The organism is Vibrio penaeicida, from assembly GCF_030689305.1.
Lineage (GTDB): Bacteria > Pseudomonadota > Gammaproteobacteria > Enterobacterales > Vibrionaceae > Vibrio > Vibrio penaeicida_B.
Window position 1 is genome coordinate 249,247 of record NZ_JAUYVM010000008.1, and the last position, 20,147, is coordinate 269,393.

At 43.8% G+C, this 20,147-nt stretch carries 14 protein-coding genes; 5 read left to right on the top strand and 9 right to left on the bottom strand.

What is annotated here, in order from left to right; translation table 11 throughout:
- Nucleotides 1-31: 31 nt before the first annotated feature.
- A complete protein-coding gene (locus Q8W40_RS14975; protein ID WP_305398309.1) occupies nucleotides 32-1,129 on the bottom strand; it encodes a helix-turn-helix domain-containing protein in 1,098 nt (365 codons plus the stop codon).
- Between the two features lie 585 nt (nucleotides 1,130-1,714).
- On the opposite strand from Q8W40_RS14975, the gene Q8W40_RS14980 reads away from it, so the two are divergent.
- Nucleotides 1,715-2,611, top strand: a complete 897-nt coding sequence (locus Q8W40_RS14980; RefSeq protein ID WP_305398374.1) for a LysR substrate-binding domain-containing protein — start codon at nucleotides 1,715-1,717, stop codon at nucleotides 2,609-2,611.
- Nucleotides 2,612-3,285: 674 nt separating this feature from the next.
- On the opposite strand, the gene Q8W40_RS14985 is transcribed toward Q8W40_RS14980, so the two are convergent.
- Together Q8W40_RS14985 and Q8W40_RS14990 are read right to left on the bottom strand one after the other, a co-directional pair.
- Nucleotides 3,286-4,221: an ornithine cyclodeaminase family protein gene (locus tag Q8W40_RS14985; protein ID WP_305398310.1), complete on the bottom strand. Its 936-nt coding sequence runs from the start codon at nucleotides 4,219-4,221 to the stop codon at nucleotides 3,286-3,288.
- A complete protein-coding gene (locus Q8W40_RS14990; RefSeq protein ID WP_305398311.1) occupies nucleotides 4,222-5,364 on the bottom strand; it encodes an alanine racemase in 1,143 nt (380 codons plus the stop codon).
- A 91-nt stretch (nucleotides 5,365-5,455) separates the two neighbouring features.
- Here Q8W40_RS14990 and Q8W40_RS14995 point away from each other — a divergent pair, with 91 nt between their 5' ends.
- Nucleotides 5,456-6,424 carry a LysR substrate-binding domain-containing protein gene (locus Q8W40_RS14995; protein ID WP_305398312.1) on the top strand — a complete coding sequence of 323 codons (969 nt, stop codon included), beginning with the start codon at nucleotides 5,456-5,458 and terminating at the stop codon, nucleotides 6,422-6,424.
- A gap of 90 nt (nucleotides 6,425-6,514) precedes the next feature.
- Here Q8W40_RS14995 and kdgR read toward each other — a convergent pair whose 3' ends face one another.
- The 4 genes from kdgR to Q8W40_RS15015 form a co-directional block, all read right to left on the bottom strand.
- Nucleotides 6,515-7,303, bottom strand: coding sequence for a DNA-binding transcriptional regulator KdgR (gene kdgR / locus Q8W40_RS15000; RefSeq protein WP_305398314.1), 789 nt, complete (start codon nucleotides 7,301-7,303; stop codon nucleotides 6,515-6,517).
- A 608-nt stretch (nucleotides 7,304-7,911) separates the two neighbouring features.
- Nucleotides 7,912-9,630 carry a dipeptide ABC transporter ATP-binding protein gene (locus Q8W40_RS15005; protein ID WP_305398315.1) on the bottom strand — a complete coding sequence of 573 codons (1,719 nt, stop codon included), beginning with the start codon at nucleotides 9,628-9,630 and terminating at the stop codon, nucleotides 7,912-7,914.
- Nucleotides 9,630-10,793: an ABC transporter permease gene (locus tag Q8W40_RS15010; RefSeq protein WP_305398317.1), complete on the bottom strand. Its 1,164-nt coding sequence runs from the start codon at nucleotides 10,791-10,793 to the stop codon at nucleotides 9,630-9,632. The genes Q8W40_RS15005 and Q8W40_RS15010 overlap by 1 nt, the downstream gene beginning before the upstream one ends.
- A gap of 2 nt (nucleotides 10,794-10,795) precedes the next feature.
- Nucleotides 10,796-11,803 (bottom strand): ABC transporter permease, encoded by a 1,008-nt coding sequence (locus tag Q8W40_RS15015; protein ID WP_305398318.1) that lies wholly within the window; start codon nucleotides 11,801-11,803, stop codon nucleotides 10,796-10,798.
- Nucleotides 11,804-12,175: 372 nt separating this feature from the next.
- Here Q8W40_RS15015 and Q8W40_RS15020 point away from each other — a divergent pair, with 372 nt between their 5' ends.
- Complete coding sequence (locus tag Q8W40_RS15020; protein ID WP_305398319.1) at nucleotides 12,176-13,408, top strand: aspartyl protease family protein; 1,233 nt, start codon at nucleotides 12,176-12,178, stop codon at nucleotides 13,406-13,408.
- Between the two features lie 124 nt (nucleotides 13,409-13,532).
- On the opposite strand, the gene glpK is transcribed toward Q8W40_RS15020, so the two are convergent.
- Nucleotides 13,533-15,023 (bottom strand): glycerol kinase GlpK, encoded by a 1,491-nt coding sequence (glpK, locus tag Q8W40_RS15025; RefSeq protein WP_305398320.1) that lies wholly within the window; start codon nucleotides 15,021-15,023, stop codon nucleotides 13,533-13,535.
- 293 nt (nucleotides 15,024-15,316) lie between these two features.
- Here glpK and glpD point away from each other — a divergent pair, with 293 nt between their 5' ends.
- Nucleotides 15,317-16,873: a glycerol-3-phosphate dehydrogenase gene (gene glpD, locus Q8W40_RS15030; protein ID WP_305398322.1), complete on the top strand. Its 1,557-nt coding sequence runs from the start codon at nucleotides 15,317-15,319 to the stop codon at nucleotides 16,871-16,873.
- A 346-nt stretch (nucleotides 16,874-17,219) separates the two neighbouring features.
- Nucleotides 17,220-18,185 carry a GlxA family transcriptional regulator gene (locus Q8W40_RS15035; protein WP_305398324.1) on the top strand — a complete coding sequence of 322 codons (966 nt, stop codon included), beginning with the start codon at nucleotides 17,220-17,222 and terminating at the stop codon, nucleotides 18,183-18,185.
- A 33-nt stretch (nucleotides 18,186-18,218) separates the two neighbouring features.
- On the opposite strand, the gene Q8W40_RS15040 is transcribed toward Q8W40_RS15035, so the two are convergent.
- Nucleotides 18,219-20,147, bottom strand: coding sequence for a hypothetical protein (locus Q8W40_RS15040; protein ID WP_305398326.1), 1,929 nt, complete (start codon nucleotides 20,145-20,147; stop codon nucleotides 18,219-18,221).

The following is a 20,147-nucleotide window of genomic DNA, read 5'->3' on the forward strand; positions in this document are numbered from 1 at the left end:
AGCCGCCAGATTTCTCTTTGGATCGGTTTAATTACTCATTGGATCGGTTCATCTGGCGGTATTTACTTGGCGTCGAATCTGTAATTCGGCTGAATTCACGGTTGAAATTGGACTTACTGTGAAAGCCAACCATTTCATAAATTTCAGTAATGGAGTGATTGGAGGTCTCCAGCAAGTTCATGGCATTCTGGATTCGGTACTCATTGATAAACTGAGAAACGTTCTTCCCTTTCAGGCTGTTTACGGCAATAGATATATTTCGCGCAGGGATACCGGACTTTCGTGCCAATCGGTTTAAATTTAGGTTAGGGTCAAGGTGCAGTTGAGATGCGAGCAGTAACTTCTCGACAGTGTCCAACACCTGAGTATGCGTATCTTCTTCGCTATCTGTAGCCTCTTCACTATCTGTAGCCTCTTCACTATCTGTAGCCTCTTCACTATCTGTAGCTAAAGCATTCAGCGTGACCGCTTCTTTTTTCTCAACGGGTTCGGAATTCAGTTCTAACGAAATAGTACCGCCCGCAATGCTGACGGCATAAGCGAGAATAGGAAGAATTAAGACATGTCCTACCGACAATATGGTCGTGATATTTTGGCCTTCAGATAAAGCAAAATCCAGCACAATTCCCACATCAACAACCGCAGAAAACAACAATAAACCCGATGTGAAATAGAGCGACGTTTTAAACGCATCGATTTGAGAAAATTTCACCCCTTTCCATTCATCTGGAGAGAGTTGAGTCAACTTAAACAAAGCAATTGCGTACCCAACATAAGTGCCAATAATGAAAAAGTCGATAAAATCACGCATTTCATTGAACTGGCTGATACTGATGCTGACGAGAGCTACAACAGCGACATGAAGCAGCTTCCAGTGACTTTTATTACTCATGGCATGGGAATAACACCACCACGTCAAAGGAGGAACGAGTGAAGCCACAATAGGCTGAATACTCCTCACCCATGACCATTCCGTTGTCCATCTTGCGCCAACTAAACTGATGGTCAATGCGCTACATAAAATAAAAGCCAGTGCCGGATAATAAGATTTGTCGTGCCGCTTAAGCAACACAGTAAACAACACTAATAGGAGTATAACGACAACAAAGGGGAGTGGAATGGATGGCATGCTGGAGAAATGTCCTTTAGAGAACCGTGAAGATGCATCAAGCATATACCCATGTCACGGCAAGATGCCAGACATTAACCGTCCAAAAGCCATTCTGTATAAATTATACATGACACTGAATAGTCATGATGCAAACTGTCTCGAACTGTATACACATTAATATATTGTTACATATTGTGGCCATGTGATTGGAGAAGATGAAAGCACTTAATCTGAATAAAATACACACAATTCCAACACAAAAAGTGACCCCCATTCCAGTTATTCTATGCAATGAAACGAACTGTATTCTTTATGCAAATAAATAACTGGAAAATACAACTTTCTTTCAGAAAATTGACTTGATAATAATTCTATAAAATCTATAAGATGTATGTACTAAAAATAAGAAACACAATATCTTTCTAGGAAAAGCTAACCATGGTGACCGTTCACTTTCCATACTCATTTCCTAATTACTCACATATACCTTTATGAACTTTTTCATAGCCATTGATTTAATAAAATTATTTTAAAAATCTTCGAATAATATTTCTTATTATTTCGTTGATAAACTTTCATATATGGAGAAGTGCTTTGGAAAATATGAAGCGATACTGTATTTTTTCTGTTGTTGCCAGTGCAGGAAGTATGACGGCAGCGTCTAAAAGATTAGGGATGTCACCGTCTGCAATCAGTCAAAATATATCTCAACTTGAAAACGCCCTTGGGGTGACATTATTACACCGTTCAACCCGTGGATTATCCGTAAGCGAGGCTGGGCAAATATTATTGCAAGGTTACGGTCAGATGCGCTCGCACTTTGAAAGTTTAGAGCAAAAATTGTCCGATTGCCGTGAAGGTGTAAAAGGCGATGTGCGCATTACGTGCAGCACTGGTCTAGCACAAGCGACCATTGCTAATGCTCTTTCCCCTTGTCTTTCTAGTTACCCTGACATTCGTCTAAATCTCGTCGCAGATGACAAAATGAGAGACATCGTTCAAGAGAATATTGATATCGCAATTACGCTCGGGGAAACCAAAGACTGTAACTTAGTTTATCGTCCTTTAGGCAGTATTCCACGTGTGTTGTGTGCTTCTGAAAGCTATCTTTCAACCTTTGGCATACCGCAGTTGGGTTCGGATTTGATAAACCATCACTGGATAGTCAATTCGGACAGCGACACCATCGAAGTCGTCTGCAAAACGGCAGAGTTCGAAGAGAAATCTAACTTAAATGTTCGATGTAAAGTCAATAGCGAAATGACGGCACGTTCATTTGCCCTATCTGGACACGGATTAGTTCTTTTACCTCTGCCTTTTGTAGAAGATAATTTAAGGCGTGGGGAGCTAACCAGCGTTTTAAATCATATGACATGGCCCGACATTAAAGTGCAAGCTCTAACCATTAGCCGAACTGTACCTAAAAAAGTCGATGTTATGCTTGACGCGTTAAAGCGCTTTTTTAAACCGGAAGAGAAAAAAGCAAAGGCTTTGCATTAAATCACCAGCAAGGTTGATGATTCAAGGACCTGAACGAAGAACAAAGCCTTTGCGGGAACCTGTTTTAGTAGTGGCGCGATAGTTGAAAGTTTACATCCACTCTTCCTGTCACGGTGGAAAATGGATAAGCATAATTGCTTACTTTATATACAAAAACCTATTAATGGTTTTTAGGCACAACGCAATTGTATTTCTTATTATGTTTAGCAATTGTGTACTGCTTTTGTGCAGTACCTTAAATACCATAAAGTACCTCCTGACGAATTGTTCCTTATGAATTATGAGGATGAATAGTGAATACCCATTTAATTGTGGACTCATTCACAATCAATAGATATGTCACCCTCGACCTAGCAAAATCATAATATCGAATTAGGAGGAATTAGATAATAGGTAAAAACTGAAATCTGTTTTAAGTAATATGATTATTATTTAAGGAATTTCTTAATTAAACAAATAAAAAAAGCAAACGATTACTTTTAAAAAACTTTAAATCAGTCGTAAAATTAATGTCGTAAAAATGTAAATCAAAAGTTCTCACGTCTTATAGTTGATAATATATTCAATTGATTTCATTTACTACCCTCAAAATTCAAACTTTTATAACTATAAATATATTAGCCACCTAAACAATTAATCAAAGAAATGCAAATTTAATTTTCCACCAATGCTTCTTATTTGACCTCCGAAAGCTTAAGTAGCCGCTTGGCAACAAATAGATCTTGTAATGCAATCCCAGAACTATCAAAAATCGTGATCTGTTTGTCGGAGTTTCTTCCCCAATTCGATTGAACAAGTACTCTGTGCATTTCAGTTATTTCTGACCCGGAATTGACGTGTTGGAATTCTCCAATCACTCTCGACTGCTTTTCGTAATCGCAGAATAACGTGGCACGTTCGAACAGCTTTGTTGGGATCTCCTTCTTACCTACCTTATCAGCTCCCATTGCTGATACATGTGTTCCAGGCTGTATCCAATCGGCATCAAACAAGGGAGATTGAGCTGTCGTCACTGTGACAACAATATCGGAACACTCACAAGCTTGTTTCGCTGTCACATTTTTTCCGAAGCCGCACGCATCGGCGACCAAACCATCACTTCTTAGCTTCTCTACTAAAGCGATTGATCGCGCTTCACTGCGCCCAACAACCCATATCTGTTCAATATCACGAATGGCACAGACTGCACTGACGTCGTAATACGCTTGATGCCCAGTACCAAAAACTGTGAGTTTCGAGGCATCTTTGCGTGCTAACACATCCGTTGCAACGGCATCAGCCGCTGCCGTGCGGTAAGCATTCACTTCCCCAGCTTCAACGGTTGCCATTAGCCCACCCGTTTCTGGGTCCAGTAAAAAGATAGCAGTGTTATGGCAAGGTATGCCTTTTTGCGAATTTTCGGGCCAATATGAACCTGTTTTCCAGCCAACAACATTGGGGGTACTGGCAGACTTTAGCGAAAACATACTTCCTGGCTGATCACCAGCCGCATTGACGACAGGAAACAGTGTCGCACTCTCCCCAACCGCTAGATAAGCATCCTTTACCGCGGCGTACGCCAGCTCGTGAGTGATCAGTTGTCGTGTTGTTTCTTCGTTAAGATAAATCATTTACCACCCCTGAATTCTTTGCCAAATCTCTGTCGAGTTATCGGTGTCAACAACATGATAGGTTTGATGCATAGACGCCGTAGCACACGCATGATTGGGTAAAATTCGCAGTTGCGTGCCTACGGGCAACATCGAGAGATCAAACTGACCTTTTTCATGCTCTATGATTCCATGCTCTTGATTGAGCTGGGACACCCTCAACCCTTCGACTAAATTCCCATTCACATCGGTCACTAGGCCAAATGAGTCTTTTTCATCGGCGAGCCTAAGGCCAGGATCACTGGATAACGCCATCCAACCCGCATCAACAATCAACCACCCTTTTTCAACGTTATGACCGATAACACTGGTTACAACGGACAAGGCAATATCACTGGGATCGCAAACGCCTACTTTCGCCATGACCAAATCAAAAAAACAGTACACACCCGCACGAACTTCCGTTATGCCGTCATACTCTTCACCAGAAAATGCGGTCGGCGTCGAACCCACACTCACCACTTTGCATTCGATATGATTATCAGCAAGCATTTTTACGGCGCGGCGGGCACACTCAACTTCTTGTTTCGCTGCCGCTGCAAGTTCTTGCTGGGATTGGCAGAAATACGACTCTCCCGCATGCGTTAGCACACCTCTAAATTCAGCGCCTCCACGTTGAAGAATGTGAGCGATTTCGACCAAAAGTAGAGAGTCTGATCGAATCCCGCCTCGGTGCCCATCGCAGTCCAATTCGATCAAAGCTGGAATAGCACACCCGGATTTTTGGCAAAAAGCCGCAACCAATTTTGCTTGTTCAACACTGTCTAAAATAACGGCAATGTCCACACCACCAAGAAGCAACGACTGTATTCTTGGGAGTTTGCTTGCCGTAATACCGACGGCATAGATAAACTCACGATATCCTGATGCCGCCAATACTTCGGCTTCCTTGAGCGTAGAGACCGTCGCGGGAGAGTGCTTCTCTGGTAATACATGGTGGGTTGCTTCAACAGAACGCACCGTTTTCAAATGCGGACGTAGTACGACACCATGGCTTTCCATCCTCTTCCTTAAACGCAAGACATTGTGTAAGAATTGCGCTTTATCGAGTCTTAAGTAGGGCGTATCAAGCTGCGTTGGCTGTTCGTTTCTATCTTGGTTCATCACAAACTCCTAACGTGTTTTCTTTAGTGTCACTCAAATATGTTTGAGTTAAAATTAATCAATACCAATACACTAATTAGGTTTGAACCAAATGATTACCACGGAAGATTTAAAATTCATTCAAGTGGTCGCAAGCCATAGAACTCTATCGGACGTTGCTCGCACGCTGAACATCACGCCGCCTTCGGTGACGTTGCGGCTTCAACATATCGAAAAAAAGCTGTCGATCTCTCTGATTCAAAGACCCTCTCGGACCGTATGCTTAACGGAGGAAGGTCGGTTGTTGTTAGACAGAGGCGCATCCATCATTCGAGAGCTTGAAGAGCTTCAACACGTGATCGATAACAACAAACAAACCGTCAGCGGAAAACTGCGAGTACTTGCACCACTAGGGTTCGGCAATGACTATGTCACGCCTTTATTAGCGGAATACAAGAAACAACACCCACAACTAGAAGTAGAACTTGAGCTATCAGACAACCCCACGTGGTCACATCACCACAAGTGGGACATCATTATTTACATAGGTAAGCTGCAAGACTCCTCTTTGCGAATGGTAACCTTAGCTAAAAACCAGCGCTTTCTGTGCGCTTCTCCTGATTACCTCCGCCAATACGGTGAACCTAAAAATCCTGAAGATCTCCACCAACACCAATGCATTTCGCTGAGAGAAAACAATGAAGATGTCACGCTGTGGTCGCTGACTCATAAAAAAAGCAAAAGCGAGCAATTGATTAGGGTAGAGCCTTCGATGGCGAGTAATGAAGGTCGGGTTGTGAAAGATTGGGGAATCGCAGGAATGGGGATCATCATGCGATCGCAATGGGACGTTCAGCCCCAAATCAACTGCGGCGAGCTAACCCGGATAATGTGCGACTATGAATTACCGAGCGCCGACATCATTGCGCTTTTGAATACCACTGAACAAGAACGCTCGAAAAGGGTCAGTGGCTTCTTAGCCCTATTAAAAGAGCATTTATTGCCCGCACCGTGGAAAGCTCAGTCAATAAGCGCTAAATCGTTAAAATCAAAAACTGTAGAGATCAAAAAAGGAAGGTGAAATCACCTTCCGTTCAAATCACATCGTCTCCAATAGCCGCATTCTTTTAACGAAACCAGAGAGCGTGAGTCTTTTCTCGATGCAAAATCGTTATTTCCCGTGAGGGTACGCTTTACAGCCAAGTTTTAGCGAAATTCGAGCCGCAGCGGCATGAAGCTCCGCGATATACTCTGTTTTCTTCTCTTCAGTGAAACGAATTGTAGGCAAGGAAACACTCATGCCCGCAACGACTTGATTGAAACGGTCGTACACTGGCACAGCAAGGCAGCGTAGCCCAACTTCCTGTTCTTCGTTATCTTCACCGAAGCCTTGTTCTTTCACAGTAGGCAATTCGCCGAGTAAGGATTCCACATTCTCGTGTGTTTTGTCGGTCGACTTAATGAACTCCACAACCGACAGGATATGACGAACGTCCTCTTCCTCTCGCTCCGCCAACAACACTTTACCAATGGCGGTGGTGTGAAGTGGGTTACGACGACCAATGCGCGACTGCATACGAAGGTTATATTTCGAATCAATCTTGTGGATGTAGATAATACCATCACCATCGAGCGCACCTAAGTGCAACGCCTCGTTAGTTAGATCGGAAATTCGGCGCATTTCAATGTCCGCAAGATCCACTAAATCAACATATTCCAGCGCGCTTGCACCAAGTTCAAACAGCTTTAGCGTTAATGAGTAGTTTTCACTTTCGCCTTCCTGAGATACATAACCCAACGTTTTCATGGTTTGTAGGAAGCGATAAACCGTGCTCTTAGACATCATAAGACGCTGAGCTAATTCACTGATGCCAATATCCTTTTGTGTACTCAGTGCTTGTAAAATACCAAATGTTTTCAGAACCGAAGATACGGATTCAGGTTGCTTTGTTGTTGTCATTATTACTCCACAAATAGCTTGGTTATGGGTAAAAAGCTCTAGCGTCCCCTGCCAAAGCCAGTGGCAAAATTGCCATTCCGTTGCGTTTTAATCAAATCAAAACGGACAAAAACGATAGATTTGCCACTATTCTCCAAATCATATAATCAATTTAAAATAATGTTCTATAAAAAAAAAGAGCGTTAAACTTTTTTTTTGAACTCAGCCTAGATTGATGTTCAAAATTTATCTTTAAACAAATGAATTATCTGGAATTAGTTACTTCCGCTTATCGATTTTAGTCGTCTTGTTTCACTGCTGCAACGAATATTAAACCTACACATCCAGCTCAATTAAATGAAAGCTCAGAAATAAATAGTATTAATTTTATAAACTAATTGATATTTAATCTTTGTTGTAAAGCTACCGAGAAAATAAGCATTCACAATGAAATCGATTAACTCAATATTAATTGCATTTTTATTTTATCTTATTGAATTTAAAACCAATAAAAATCGTTTAACTTTCTGATTTTTCTACTTATATCTAAGTAATTACAAAGCCTTGTACAGAGCAAGAAAAGGAAAAACGCCTCCTAAAAAGGAGGCGAAATCTAGATCTTACTTTGACTACATTGAGGCTTGTACTCCTTTATTAGGAGAAAGCTCAATTTCTGGAGGCAACTCAGCAACTGGAACAGCAGAGATTAATTCGCGAGTGTATGGTTGCTGTGGATTGTGAATAACCTCGTTTACGCTTCCTTGCTCCACAATTTTTCCATGTTGAAGCACAATCACGCGGTCACAGAAGTATTTCACCGTCGCAATATCGTGTGTAATCAGAATAAACGCCGTCCCGTAGGTATTTTGGAACTCTATCAATAGATCCAACACCTGTGAGCGTAGGGATACGTCCAGCGCCGCAGTGGCTTCATCGGCTATCACCACTTTTGGCAAAGTAACCAAAGCACGCGCGATAACAATCCGCTGGCGCTGACCACCCGAAAAAGCATGCGGGAAACGGCTTGAGAATTCCGGTGGTAACCCAACCCACTTCATCATATTCCTAACACGTTCTTCTCGCTGCTTACTACTCATTTCAGAGCGCAGCAGTTTTAGCGGCTCTTCTATGATATCGAATACCGTCATTCTTGGGTTAAGCGACGACCAAGGGTCTTGAAAGATCAAACGCAAATCAGCGAACAACGGATCTCGCTTAATTCGTTTGTAATCCGACAGCTCCAATTCGACTTTGCCTTGTTTATCGACATACTGAATAGAACCAGAAGTGGCTGGCGCCATCCCTAAAATCGCTCGCCCTAAAGTACTTTTCCCTGATCCCGATTCTCCAACAATACCCAGTGACTCCCCTGGGTGAAGCACAAGGTTTGCATCGTCTACAGCAGTCATGATCTGCTTTTTCTGGAACATTTTTGCAGGCTTTTCAAATTGCTTGGTTACCGAAATAACGTCCAATATCGGTTGATCGTTCTCACCTTCAATCAATGAAAAAGGTTTTTTAACTTTTGATGGCTCCTCTAGTGCTCGGGTCGCATGCATCAACTTAATGGTATATGGGTGTTCCGGCTGTTCAAATATCTGGCGTACACTGCCGCACTCCACCAATATTCCCTTTTCCATGACTGCCACGCGATCGGAAATTTGAGCCACTACGCCTAAGTCATGAGTAATGAACAAAATCGCCATTCCGATCTCTTTTTGAAGCTGTGAAAACAGCGCCAATATTTCGGCTTGAGTCGTCACATCCAACGCCGTGGTCGGCTCATCGGCAATCAATATGTCGGGACGACTCGCAATGGCCATTGCAATAACCACACGCTGACGTTGCCCTCCGGACAATTCAAAAGAGTATTTGTTGATGAGGCTTTCTGGCTCTGGCATTTGTACTTGAGTCAGCAATTCAACCGTTCTTTCGTGAGCAGACTTCTTGCTAATGCTTGGGTCTACTAAACACAACACTTCTTTAATCTGGTCACCAACCGTATGCACAGGGCTCAGTGCAGCCATGGGTTCTTGTGAAACCAAAGAAAAGCTAAAACACCTTAAGGCGCGCATCTCTTTACTGCGAGGATCAATCTGCGTAATGTCGATGATTTGCCCAGAATCGGTGGTGAGTAATATTTCACCCGAATCGATTCGACCAGGACGATCCAGCAGCTGCATGATGGCACTCGATGTGACCGATTTCCCTGAACCTGATTCGCCAATAACCGAAAGTGTTTCGCCTTTGTAGAGGTCAAACGACACCCCTTTTACCGCATGAAAGTGCTCCGTGCTGGTCGGGAAGCTTACGTTTAAATCTTTAACCTGTAGAATTTTCTCAGCCATTATTTTGCTCCCTGATCATGGTATGGGTCGCATGCATCACGCAGACCATCGCCGACGAAGTTCATTGCCAGAATCACAACAACCACTGCTGCTGCCGGAATAAGTAACCAAGAGGCTTCTGCTAGTGCTCGAATGTTTTGAGCTTCTTGCAGCAACACACCCCAACTAACCATTGGCGCTTGTAAACCCAACCCAAGGAAACTCAACGCAGTTTCGCCCAAAATCATGGCAGGAATCGCCAATGTCACCACCGCAATAATATGGCTTAAGAAGTTAGGCACCATGTACCGGCGAATGATCTCAAATGGGCTATTCCCATCCAACCAAGCGGCTGCAACATACTCTTCACTTCGAAGCGACATGAATCGGCTGCGCACCACTCGCGCCATATCTGGCCAAGAGACTAACCCGAGAATTATGGTGATCAAAAAGTATTTCGTGAGCGAACTCCACTCTGAAGGCAGTGAAGCTGACAGAGCCATCCACAATGGCAAAGTGGGAATCGACTTCATAAATTCGATGCTTCGCTGAATGAAATTATCGATGGTTCCACCAAAGTATCCGGAAATACCACCAATCAGAATCCCGAGCACAAAGGTCGTAAATACCCCCATCAGACCGACAGACAACGAGATTCTTGCGCCATAAATAAGACGGGAAAGCATGTCGCGCCCCATTCTATCTGAGCCAAAAATAAAGAACGGCTGTCTCTTGTTTTCAGGCACGATGAACTTGTAACTCATCGGGATAAATCCCATCAATTCGTAGCGTTCCGTTTTACCGAAAAACTCAAAGTACACTTTCTTATTTTCATCAAGCGTGTAATGACGCTTCAATGTTCGCAAATCCGTTTTACTCTTGTAAAATTCCAAGTGCGGTGCCCAACGCCAGCCATCATCGGTGCTTTCAAACAAGCTAACAGACTGAGGTGGCGCGTAGGTGTAGCGGCGCCAGTTGTCGCTTGGGTCAAAAGGTGCAAAAAACTCGGCGAAAATCGCCACAAAGTAAATCAGAGCCAAAAACCAAATGCTGTACCAAGCCAATTTGTGCTGACGCAATTTAATACCAATCAGCTGCCACTGTGTCGCAGTGCTCAAATCGAGCGGCTGCTTTTTCTTTCTGCCAAATAGGCGACCAAACCAATTCATTGTAGACGTTGTCATAATTAAAACTCCTTAGACACGCCAACGCGTACACGGGGATTTACCCAGTACAGCAGCAGGTCAGAAATCAGGGTACCGATAATGGTAAGAATGGACATAATAAGAAGTACGTCGCCAGCGACATACATATCCTGAGAGCGCAGTGCAGACAGCATTAACGGACCTAAGGTAGGGATGTTCATCACTTGGCTCACGATAATATCCGCCCCCAACAACGCAGGAAGCATCCAACCAATAGTAGAAACAATAGGCAAAATGGCGATTCGAACCGGGTACTTCATAATAAGACGAGCCTCGGACTGCCCTTTCGCGCGCGCCGTTTTCACATAAGGCTTTTTCAATTCATCAAGAAGGTTCGCTCGCATGATTCGGATGATTCCTGCAAGACCTGCTGTACCCACCACCAAAATGTAGATCCAACTGCGAGAAGCGGCGTCCATAAACTTTGCCCACGACATAGGTTGATCGAGGTACGCTTCGGAATACAGCCCAGACACAACCGTATCGAAACTGTAGTAGCCAATCAGCAACGCGACGATAGCAATCACAAAATTTGGCGTCGCCATACCAATAAAGCCAAATACAGTGGCGATGTAGTCACCAAAGGAATACTGACGAAGTGCGGAATACATCCCAATAGGAATGGCGACTAAAAATTGAAAAAAGAAAACGGCAAGCGCAAGGCATACTGTCGGCCAAACTCGTGGCTCTATCGTGTCCCATACCGGCTGGCTATTGGTGAGTGAAATACCCAAATCACCGGTCATTAACCCCATCATCCAGTTGGCGTACCGCTCAAGCAGTGGCTTATCTAGCCCATACATTTCGCGGAGTGTGTAAATCATCTGCGGATCGACGGTTTGACCCATCGCTTGAAGTTCTGCAATTTTAGATGAGGCAAAGTCGCCGGGCGGTAAATCGATCACCGCAAACACGACAATGGAAACGGCAAAGATGGTGACGAAAATCGACACCAGCCGCTTACCAGCAAACAGAAAAAAACTGTTCATTCATTGTTCCTTAACTTCGAAACCCATTGTGGCTGTTGATCATTCTATTGCTCATAAACGGAATACTGAGCAAAGAGATACGTGTCTCTAAATGCACATTGAAAAGCGTCCTTTTCCCTGATGCATTTTTATTAGAACGCATTGAATAATATTTTTGAAACGCTTTTTCATATTTTTGCCAAGCCAGTCAGCAAAAATACTATGAAGCGTGATCAACGCCAAATATTTGTATCAGTAATGATTTACAGGAGGGAAGTTTTGTAAGAGGAAAGTCAATTATATTAGCAGTATCAATTTTGCGACAACAGTTCCCCTTCGATTGCTGTAAAACAAGTTACGTACCTTCCCGATACGGAATCATCAGGAACTACTATGAAAAAACTTAATATAATATTTATCAACGTCGTACTTTTGCTTGGCTGCACAAGCAACACACCACAAAACGGTTTACATGAGGTTTTACTGACTAAGCCATACACGGAAACTAAACGTTTCCACTCTGTCGTACCCGTGCTTACTATTGAGAACAAGATGTATCTCTACGCCAGTATTAATGGGAAACGGTATAGCTTTATCTTTGACACAGGTTCACCCACTATTCTGACCAAGCAGGTTGCTACTGATCTTGGGTTAGAAGTCATGGGTACCAACAAGGGAAAAGACGCGAATGGAAACCTCGTTTCCATGGATTTGTCTATTGCAGATTCAATATCGATCGGTGATGTCAATTTTCGCAATGTCCCTGTCTTTATATTCGACCCATCACACCTTACAAGAGCGTCATGCTACTTAGAAGGTGGGGTTATAGGTTCAGAAATTCTTCCCCTAGCAACATGGCAGCTTAATTTTTATGATAGTGAGATTGTCATAACCAGTGACAGGCGAAAACTGGAATACATTAACAACGCCTCCCGCGCGTCACTTAAGCAGGGCGGCTACCCACACGCGCCTATTTTTGAACACCGCATAAACGGGAAATTTAAGGACAATGCGCTGTTTGATACAGGCAACACTGAGTTACTTAACCTTAACCCACTGGCGCTGCAACAAATGATCACTGATGAAGTGATTCCTAACCCCAAAGTTGAGGGGCATGGTTCATTTGGCGAATCCGCAGGCGGCGAAGCAGAACCAACCACGTATTATCAAGCCTCTATTGAAAGTATGAGTATAGGTGGATTGGAGCTGGAAAATTTCTACGCTTGGACTCGCACAACAACACCAACACTGATTGGTGCAAAACTGCTGGAAAACCATATAGTCACGCTGGACTACCCAAATAGAAATGCATATTTCTATCCACTTAAAGAAAGAAGAAAGGATAAAGAGAGACCTAAGGAGCCTGTCAATTGGGGCTTTCGAACCAGTATCGGAGAATTAAACGCCCTTAACGTGAGTTTTCTCGAGTCCCCTTCGATTGCAGAAAATGCTGGGCTTCAATTGGGCGACCGAGTTCTAAAAGTGAGCTACCGAGATACCACCTATATTGCACCGGAAAAGCATTGCGAAATACTTCGCTGGCTACCCAGAGCGGTTGATGGTCAAGATCTTGAGCTAAAAGTACTGCGTGGTGACGATCATAAAATCATTCGGATGGAGCTATAAGCAGTCAAAATTCAATAGAGAAGCAATGGATAATTAATAGAACCATCCGTTTTCACTATGGAGACAACGGATGGTTCTATACTTAAGTAACCTACTTTATTCTTGAACTTATTTATTCTTGAATTTACTTCGCTTGAGTTTGACGTATCGCTTGCTTCCATCCCTCATAGAGACGTGATTGAGTGTTTCGCTTCATCTGTGGCGAGAACACTTTGTCCACTTGGCGCTTATCGTCTAACTCTTTCTTATCTTGCCAAAAACCGACAGCTAACCCCGCGAGTATAGCGGCACCTAATGCTGTGGATTCTGTTACCGAAGGGCGCACCACTTTGGTGTGCATAATGTCAGATTGAAATTGCATGAGGAAATCATTCGCAACGGCACCACCATCTACACGAACCTGATTTAGCTTAATACCCGCATCTTCTTCCATGGCTTCAAGAACATCACGGCTTTGGTAGGCAATAGATTCCAATGTGGCGCGTATGATGTGGTTTCGGTTAGTGCCTCGCGTAATGCCAGTGAGCGTGCCTCTGGCATGAGGGTCCCAATAAGGAGCACCAAGCCCTACAAATGCAGGCACCAGATAAACACCATTCGAATCTTCGACTTTCTCGGCAAAATATTGCGTATCGGAGGCATCGCGGATCAAGCCTAATTCATCGCGTAGCCACTGCACAGTTGCTCCGCCCATAAAGACACTGCCTTCCAAGGCATATGCTATATCATCGCCAATTTTATACGCGATGGTGGTTAGCAACCCATGCTTAGACTGAATGGCTTGATCGCCCGTGTTCATCAACAAGAAGCAACCCGTTCCGTAGGTATTTTTCACCATGCCCTTAGTAAAGCACTGCTGACCAATCATCGCGGCTTGCTGGTCACCTGCAATGCCGGAGATAGGGATTTCTGTCCCACCACCTATGTTGGCATAGCCGTACACTTCACTGCTCGACTTCACTTCAGGCATCATGCTGCGCGGAATATTAAACAGCTCCAACAGCTTGTTATCCCATTCCAATGTATGAATGTTGAATAGCATAGAGCGGGATGCATTCGATACATCAGTCACATGGGATTTGCCATTGGTGAGTTTCCAGATCAACCAAGTATCGACCGTTCCGAACAAGAGCTCCCCTTTTTCAGCTCTCTCTCGCACGCCTTCTACGTTATCCAGAATCCATTGAATTTTAGAACCCGAGAAGTAAGCATCAACCACTAAACCCGTGGTTTGTTGAATGTAGTCTCCCCAGCCTTGCGCTTTAATTGCATCACAAGTTTCAGCTGTGCGGCGGCATTGCCAAACAATCGCATTGTAAACAGGGTGTCCCGTGTTTTTGTCCCAAACAATGGTGGTTTCACGTTGGTTGGTAATACCGATTGCGGCGACTTGCTCGTTATCAATGTCCGATTGAGCTAAGACTTCAGTTAAGGAAGAACGCTGCGTCCCCCAAATTTCCATTGGATCGTGTTCAACCCATCCGCCTTTCGGATAGATCTGACTAAATTCACGCTGTGTCGTGCTCAAAATATTAGCACTCTGATCGAAGATGATAGCGCGAGAGCTGGTTGTTCCCTGATCCAAGGCAACGATGACTTTGTTGCGTACTTCCATGAATGCTCCGTGACCCTTTTTGATTAAATTAACTGCATTCTTCCATCAAATGTTCGTTTTCGCAACAAAACACTCAAAGGTTAATTCGATGTAAACGCATAACTGTGAGCTCGGTTAAACCTAAACATTATAACGTTTGTATTGACGTAACATTACAATTCAAGGTCAGTATTCGATAGGTTACAAGGGCTTTACTAAAATATTTTGTTGGTTTTTTACTCGACCTACTTATTAGTTTGTGTATATACTGCTCAATAACGAAAACAAACGAACATTTACGAAGGTAGAGAACTATGTCAACGCAAGCTGAATTCGATAAAACGACTTCTGCTAAACATCACTCAAGCAAGAGTGAAGAATACGATGTCGTGATCATTGGTGGCGGAATCAATGGTGTAGCAGTCGCTGCGGATGCGGCAGGTCGCGGGTTAAAAGTCGGGCTGTACGAGATGTCGGATCTCGCCTCGGCGACATCGTCTGCAAGCAGCAAGCTTATTCACGGTGGTTTACGCTACCTTGAACATTACGAATTTCGCTTAGTGAGTGAAGCACTAGCAGAACGTGAAGTGCTATTAAAAAATGCACCTCACCTTGTTGCTCCTATGCGCTTTCAGTTGCCTCATCGTCCTCACCTTCGCCCTGCATGGATGATCCGTGCTGGTTTGTTTCTTTACGATCACATTGGTAAACGTGTCTCTCTACCCGCAAGCCACGGCGTTAACTTTGCCCAATCCAGCCCATTACTGCCAGAAATGAAAGTAGGCTTTGAGTATTCAGATTGCGCGGTCGATGATGCTCGTTTAGTGGTTGCAAACGCTCAAATGGCGACGCAATTTGGCGCGACTGTGGAAACTCGTTCTCGATGCATCGATGCCACTCGCAGCGCAGAAGGTTGGGAAATCGAGATTGAAAACACACAAGATCATTCAGTGAAAACCGTAACTGCAAAGGCACTTGTTAACGCTGCTGGACCTTGGGTGGACCGCTTTTTTGATAGCCAGCTTAAGATGCGTTCTCCTCGCGGTATTCGTCTAGTAAAAGGCAGCCACATCGTTGTTCCGCGTTTGTACCCTGAAAACCATGCCTTTATCTTGCAAAACGAAGACAACCGCATTGTGTTTGTTATCCCATACCAAGACAAATACTCCTGCATTGGTACGACCGATGTGGAATATCAAGGCGATCCTTCAAAAGTAGAGATCAGCCAAGATGAAGTCACTTACCTGTGTGACATTGTGAACCAACACTTTGTGGAGAAAGTCTCTCCAGGCGACGTGATTAATACTTGGTCAGGCGTGCGCCCACTTTGCGACGACGAATCTTCAGATGCGCAAGCGGTGACGCGTGATTACACCATCGAGCTGGATGATATGTTTGATGACGCGCCCTTGTTGTCCATCTTCGGCGGTAAGCTCACCACTTACCGTAAGTTAGGGCAAGCCGCAGTGAACAAGCTCGCGCCATTCTTCCCTAAAATGAAAGAGGAGTGGACAAAGTCAGCCGTGCTTCCAGGTGGCGATTTTTCCAATCGCGAACAGCTTTCTACTGCACTCCACCATAGTTACCCATGGCTCCCCCAAGACATCATCCGTCGTTGGGTGCGGGCTTATGGAACACTAAGCCATCGAATCATTGGGCAAAGATCCTGCTTAGAAGACATGGGCACCGATTTCGGTCACGGTTTATACCAAGCAGAAGTGGATTATTTAGTTCAGCATGAATGGGCAACTACAGCCGATGATATTTTATGGCGACGCTCAAAGCTCGGTATAGAATTTAGTGAACTGGATGTGGAAAAACTTGAGCTCTATTTAAACAAACCTGAAGCAAGATTAGGAATCGCCGTTTAAAAAAGTCTTTTAGATCAATACAATCTTTTACTTTTCAGCTCCTGCAACACCTACCTCTTATTGCCTACCCGGCTCAAAAATAGCCGTGGTAGGCTCTTTATAAATCCAACCCTCTGCCAATAAAGTGTCATTTTTACTCGCAATGTTTTTCTTTCTAAATATAATGCCTATTTATAACACAGGATACGTGACACCCAATTTCAGAGTATTTTCACTCTGATTTTTTCATACTAAAGCTCATAAAATTATAAAGTCACGAAGGAAAAACAATAAGAAAGAACGCCAAGGAATGGTGAAACTGGTCGGTTGAACCTTAATAATAAATTCCATCATATATAGGCGTTTTGTGGAAAAAAGACCCATAACATTAACTGCACTTGCATTTGCTGACGCTCCGGTCACTTCAATCTCTGGACCAATCGAAGTTTTGACTATTGCCGCCTTTCTTGCTGGCGCACCGCAACCCATAATTAACATCGTAACTCAGGACAACATGCCCGTTAACGGTTTGGGGGGAGTATCACTGTCCCCTACCATCGCAATGGAAGATGTCAAAGAAACCGACATACTGCTAGTCGGCTCTGTCGGTTTTCCAGATAAAGAACTCAAAGCTTGTTCAGAAGCTGCACTTCAATGGCTAAAAAGCTTTGAAAGCAAAAACATCCCCATCATTTCCATCTGCACAGGTGCGTTTGCGCTCGCCAAAGCAGATTTGTTGTCTAAATGTAACGCTACAACACACTGGCACTTCGCCAACATGTACCGTGATATGTTTCCGGAAATCAAACTTCGCGTTGAACGTCGCGTCACGTGTGATAATAACCGTTACTGCACCTCAGGTATCAGCGGTTATAGCGATGTCATGATGTTGATCGTAGAGCAACTCTTTGGTTTAACTGTACGCGAAAATTGCCATCAATTTATCTTTGGTGACACCGACCAAGTACAGCAAAAATCGTTGGCTAAATTTATCCCTTATCGCCAGCATAACGATTCATTAATCCATCAGCTTCAAGACTGGATGCACAGTAGCCACAATTATCAGTTTTCGGTATCTGAATTGAGCAAACGCATCCACTTGAGTGAGAGACAGATGAAGCGTCGATTCAAACTGGCGACCGGACAAACACCGATTCAATACATTCAGCAGATTCGGCTGTCCACAGCTAAAGACAGATTGGAGAAAACTAAGCAGACTGTAGAAGAAATTAGCCGAGCAGTGGGTTACGAAGACGTGCGATACTTCCGGGAATTGTTCAAGAAATCGAATGACATGACGCCCTTGGAATATCGAAAGCGTTATCAGCATTAAACAAATGGCGGGGATATCCCGCCATTTTTTATGCTACTGAGGTTTTACTGCAAGCAGCCCTGCACTAACTAACCCCCGTGATACATTTGAGTAGTCATTAGAAGTCAGAGGATTAGGGTTCATCGCACTCATTCCCACCATAGCCAATGCGCCAGATAATGACTTGGTTCCAGATTGCTTAGCCAAGTTATTTTTCGTCTGATTCATTCTCGCTTGATTATCGATATCGACAGCGGCCTGATTAACCTCTTCTGGCGACATATGAATAGCATCACCAACACCCAGCGTTTCCAAGTATTTGTCTAATACATGGCGCTCTGGGCTTGAAATACGATCGTGCAAGGTTTGTACGCCATCTTGAACTGAAACGTTACTGAATGTTGGAATTCGCCAAATTTCTTCAGCCAGCTTACGGTAATCCGCTTCAAGTAAATTCAGTGCCATGGCAATAGAATCTGCACAACGACCCAACGCTATTTCGTTGACATTTCTATTGTATTTAATGTCATTCTTCCACTTAGTTTGTTTGCTTCTAAGGTGCTTGCCAAACGAGTCCCAAAGCAGAATTTTTAACAGCATAGGATTTACCATTGTACCAAACTCTACGTTTGTCCCTACCCCTACTGTTGCCCCTGCTGAACCTTTGAACGTAAAATCACCAGAGCCTTTAACTATGGCTTCTAAACCCGCGGATGCTCCTATACCTGCATTTACAGAACCGGTCACGCTGCCAGCCAGCATTTTGAGACCACGAGCTTTCAACGTAAACGTACTGGTTCCCTGAGCTTTTGCTCCCGCAAAAACGCTCGCACCAATTTTAGTTTTGATCACTTCATCGCCAGCAAAGATATTTGCTGTGTTCAACGTACCAGTAAACTGAACTTTTGCGCTAGCACCAACAAATAGCTCTCCTTCATTTTTCAGAGACATAAAGTCTGCGACTGAAAGTTCATGAGATATGGTCAGTTTCATACCCGCTTGCGCTGCTAGCTGCGCATCAATTTCTAGGTCAATACCCGGAATGAGCTGCATGGAAGCGAAAGAATCATCTTCATCTTCTTTTTTGTCCGTTTCCCATGCTTTACTTGGCGACTTATCGAAACTGAATTTGGTGCTTGTCTTTTTGCCCGCTTCTTCACCCAGCTTCTTTTCTCGAAATCCTGCAGCGCCACCCTGACCTATTTTTGTATGTGCGCTGAACTTACTGTTTTCACGGCCAAATACTTCAGCCGACGCGTTAATCTGGTTCTTCATTTTTCCGAAGTCCCAGGTTTTCTCAAAAGCTATTTTCGCTTCAGCAAATAGAGATTGAGATGCTTCATAACTTGCCGAAAAGTCTTCGGCACTGAGCTTTCCTTCAGAAGAAGACTCAGCGCCTTTTTTGCAAGATTTCTGAAACAGCTCATTCAACGTAGGCCAAAGGTCCGCATTACATTTCAAGTGGTTTTGGTAAGCTTCCCGAAGCGCGTGAACTTGCGCCTCCAAGATCTCAACTTTCAACTGACCCAACTCACCTGAAACGACAATACTGCTATGTGAGCGTTTCAATACTTCTTGTTTGTTATGCAGCATTTGAAAGAACGCACGGTTTATCAGTTTTGAACGGACCGATTCAGTAGGTGATCGGTGTGGCTGGATAACCTTCACGACACTACCAAACTTTTTCGTCACTCGTTCTACAAAAAACTGCCATACAGGATGTTTAGTAACCGCTGCACTATTGCTGTTACCTGACTGACGATACAAATCAGCCTCAACCTCGGAATAGATAATATCTATCGCTTTCTCTAAATAAGGTAAGGCTCTATTGGAGTGCCTTCTGCCGCATGCGAGAGACAGTTTTTTTAACCACTGCTCAATCTCTATTGCACACCCTAAATTGTTGATTAATTTTCCACCGTCTCCTTTGATTGATGACACATCAAAATCGAGATTGGCGGCGGCAAGCTGTTTTTTATTCAT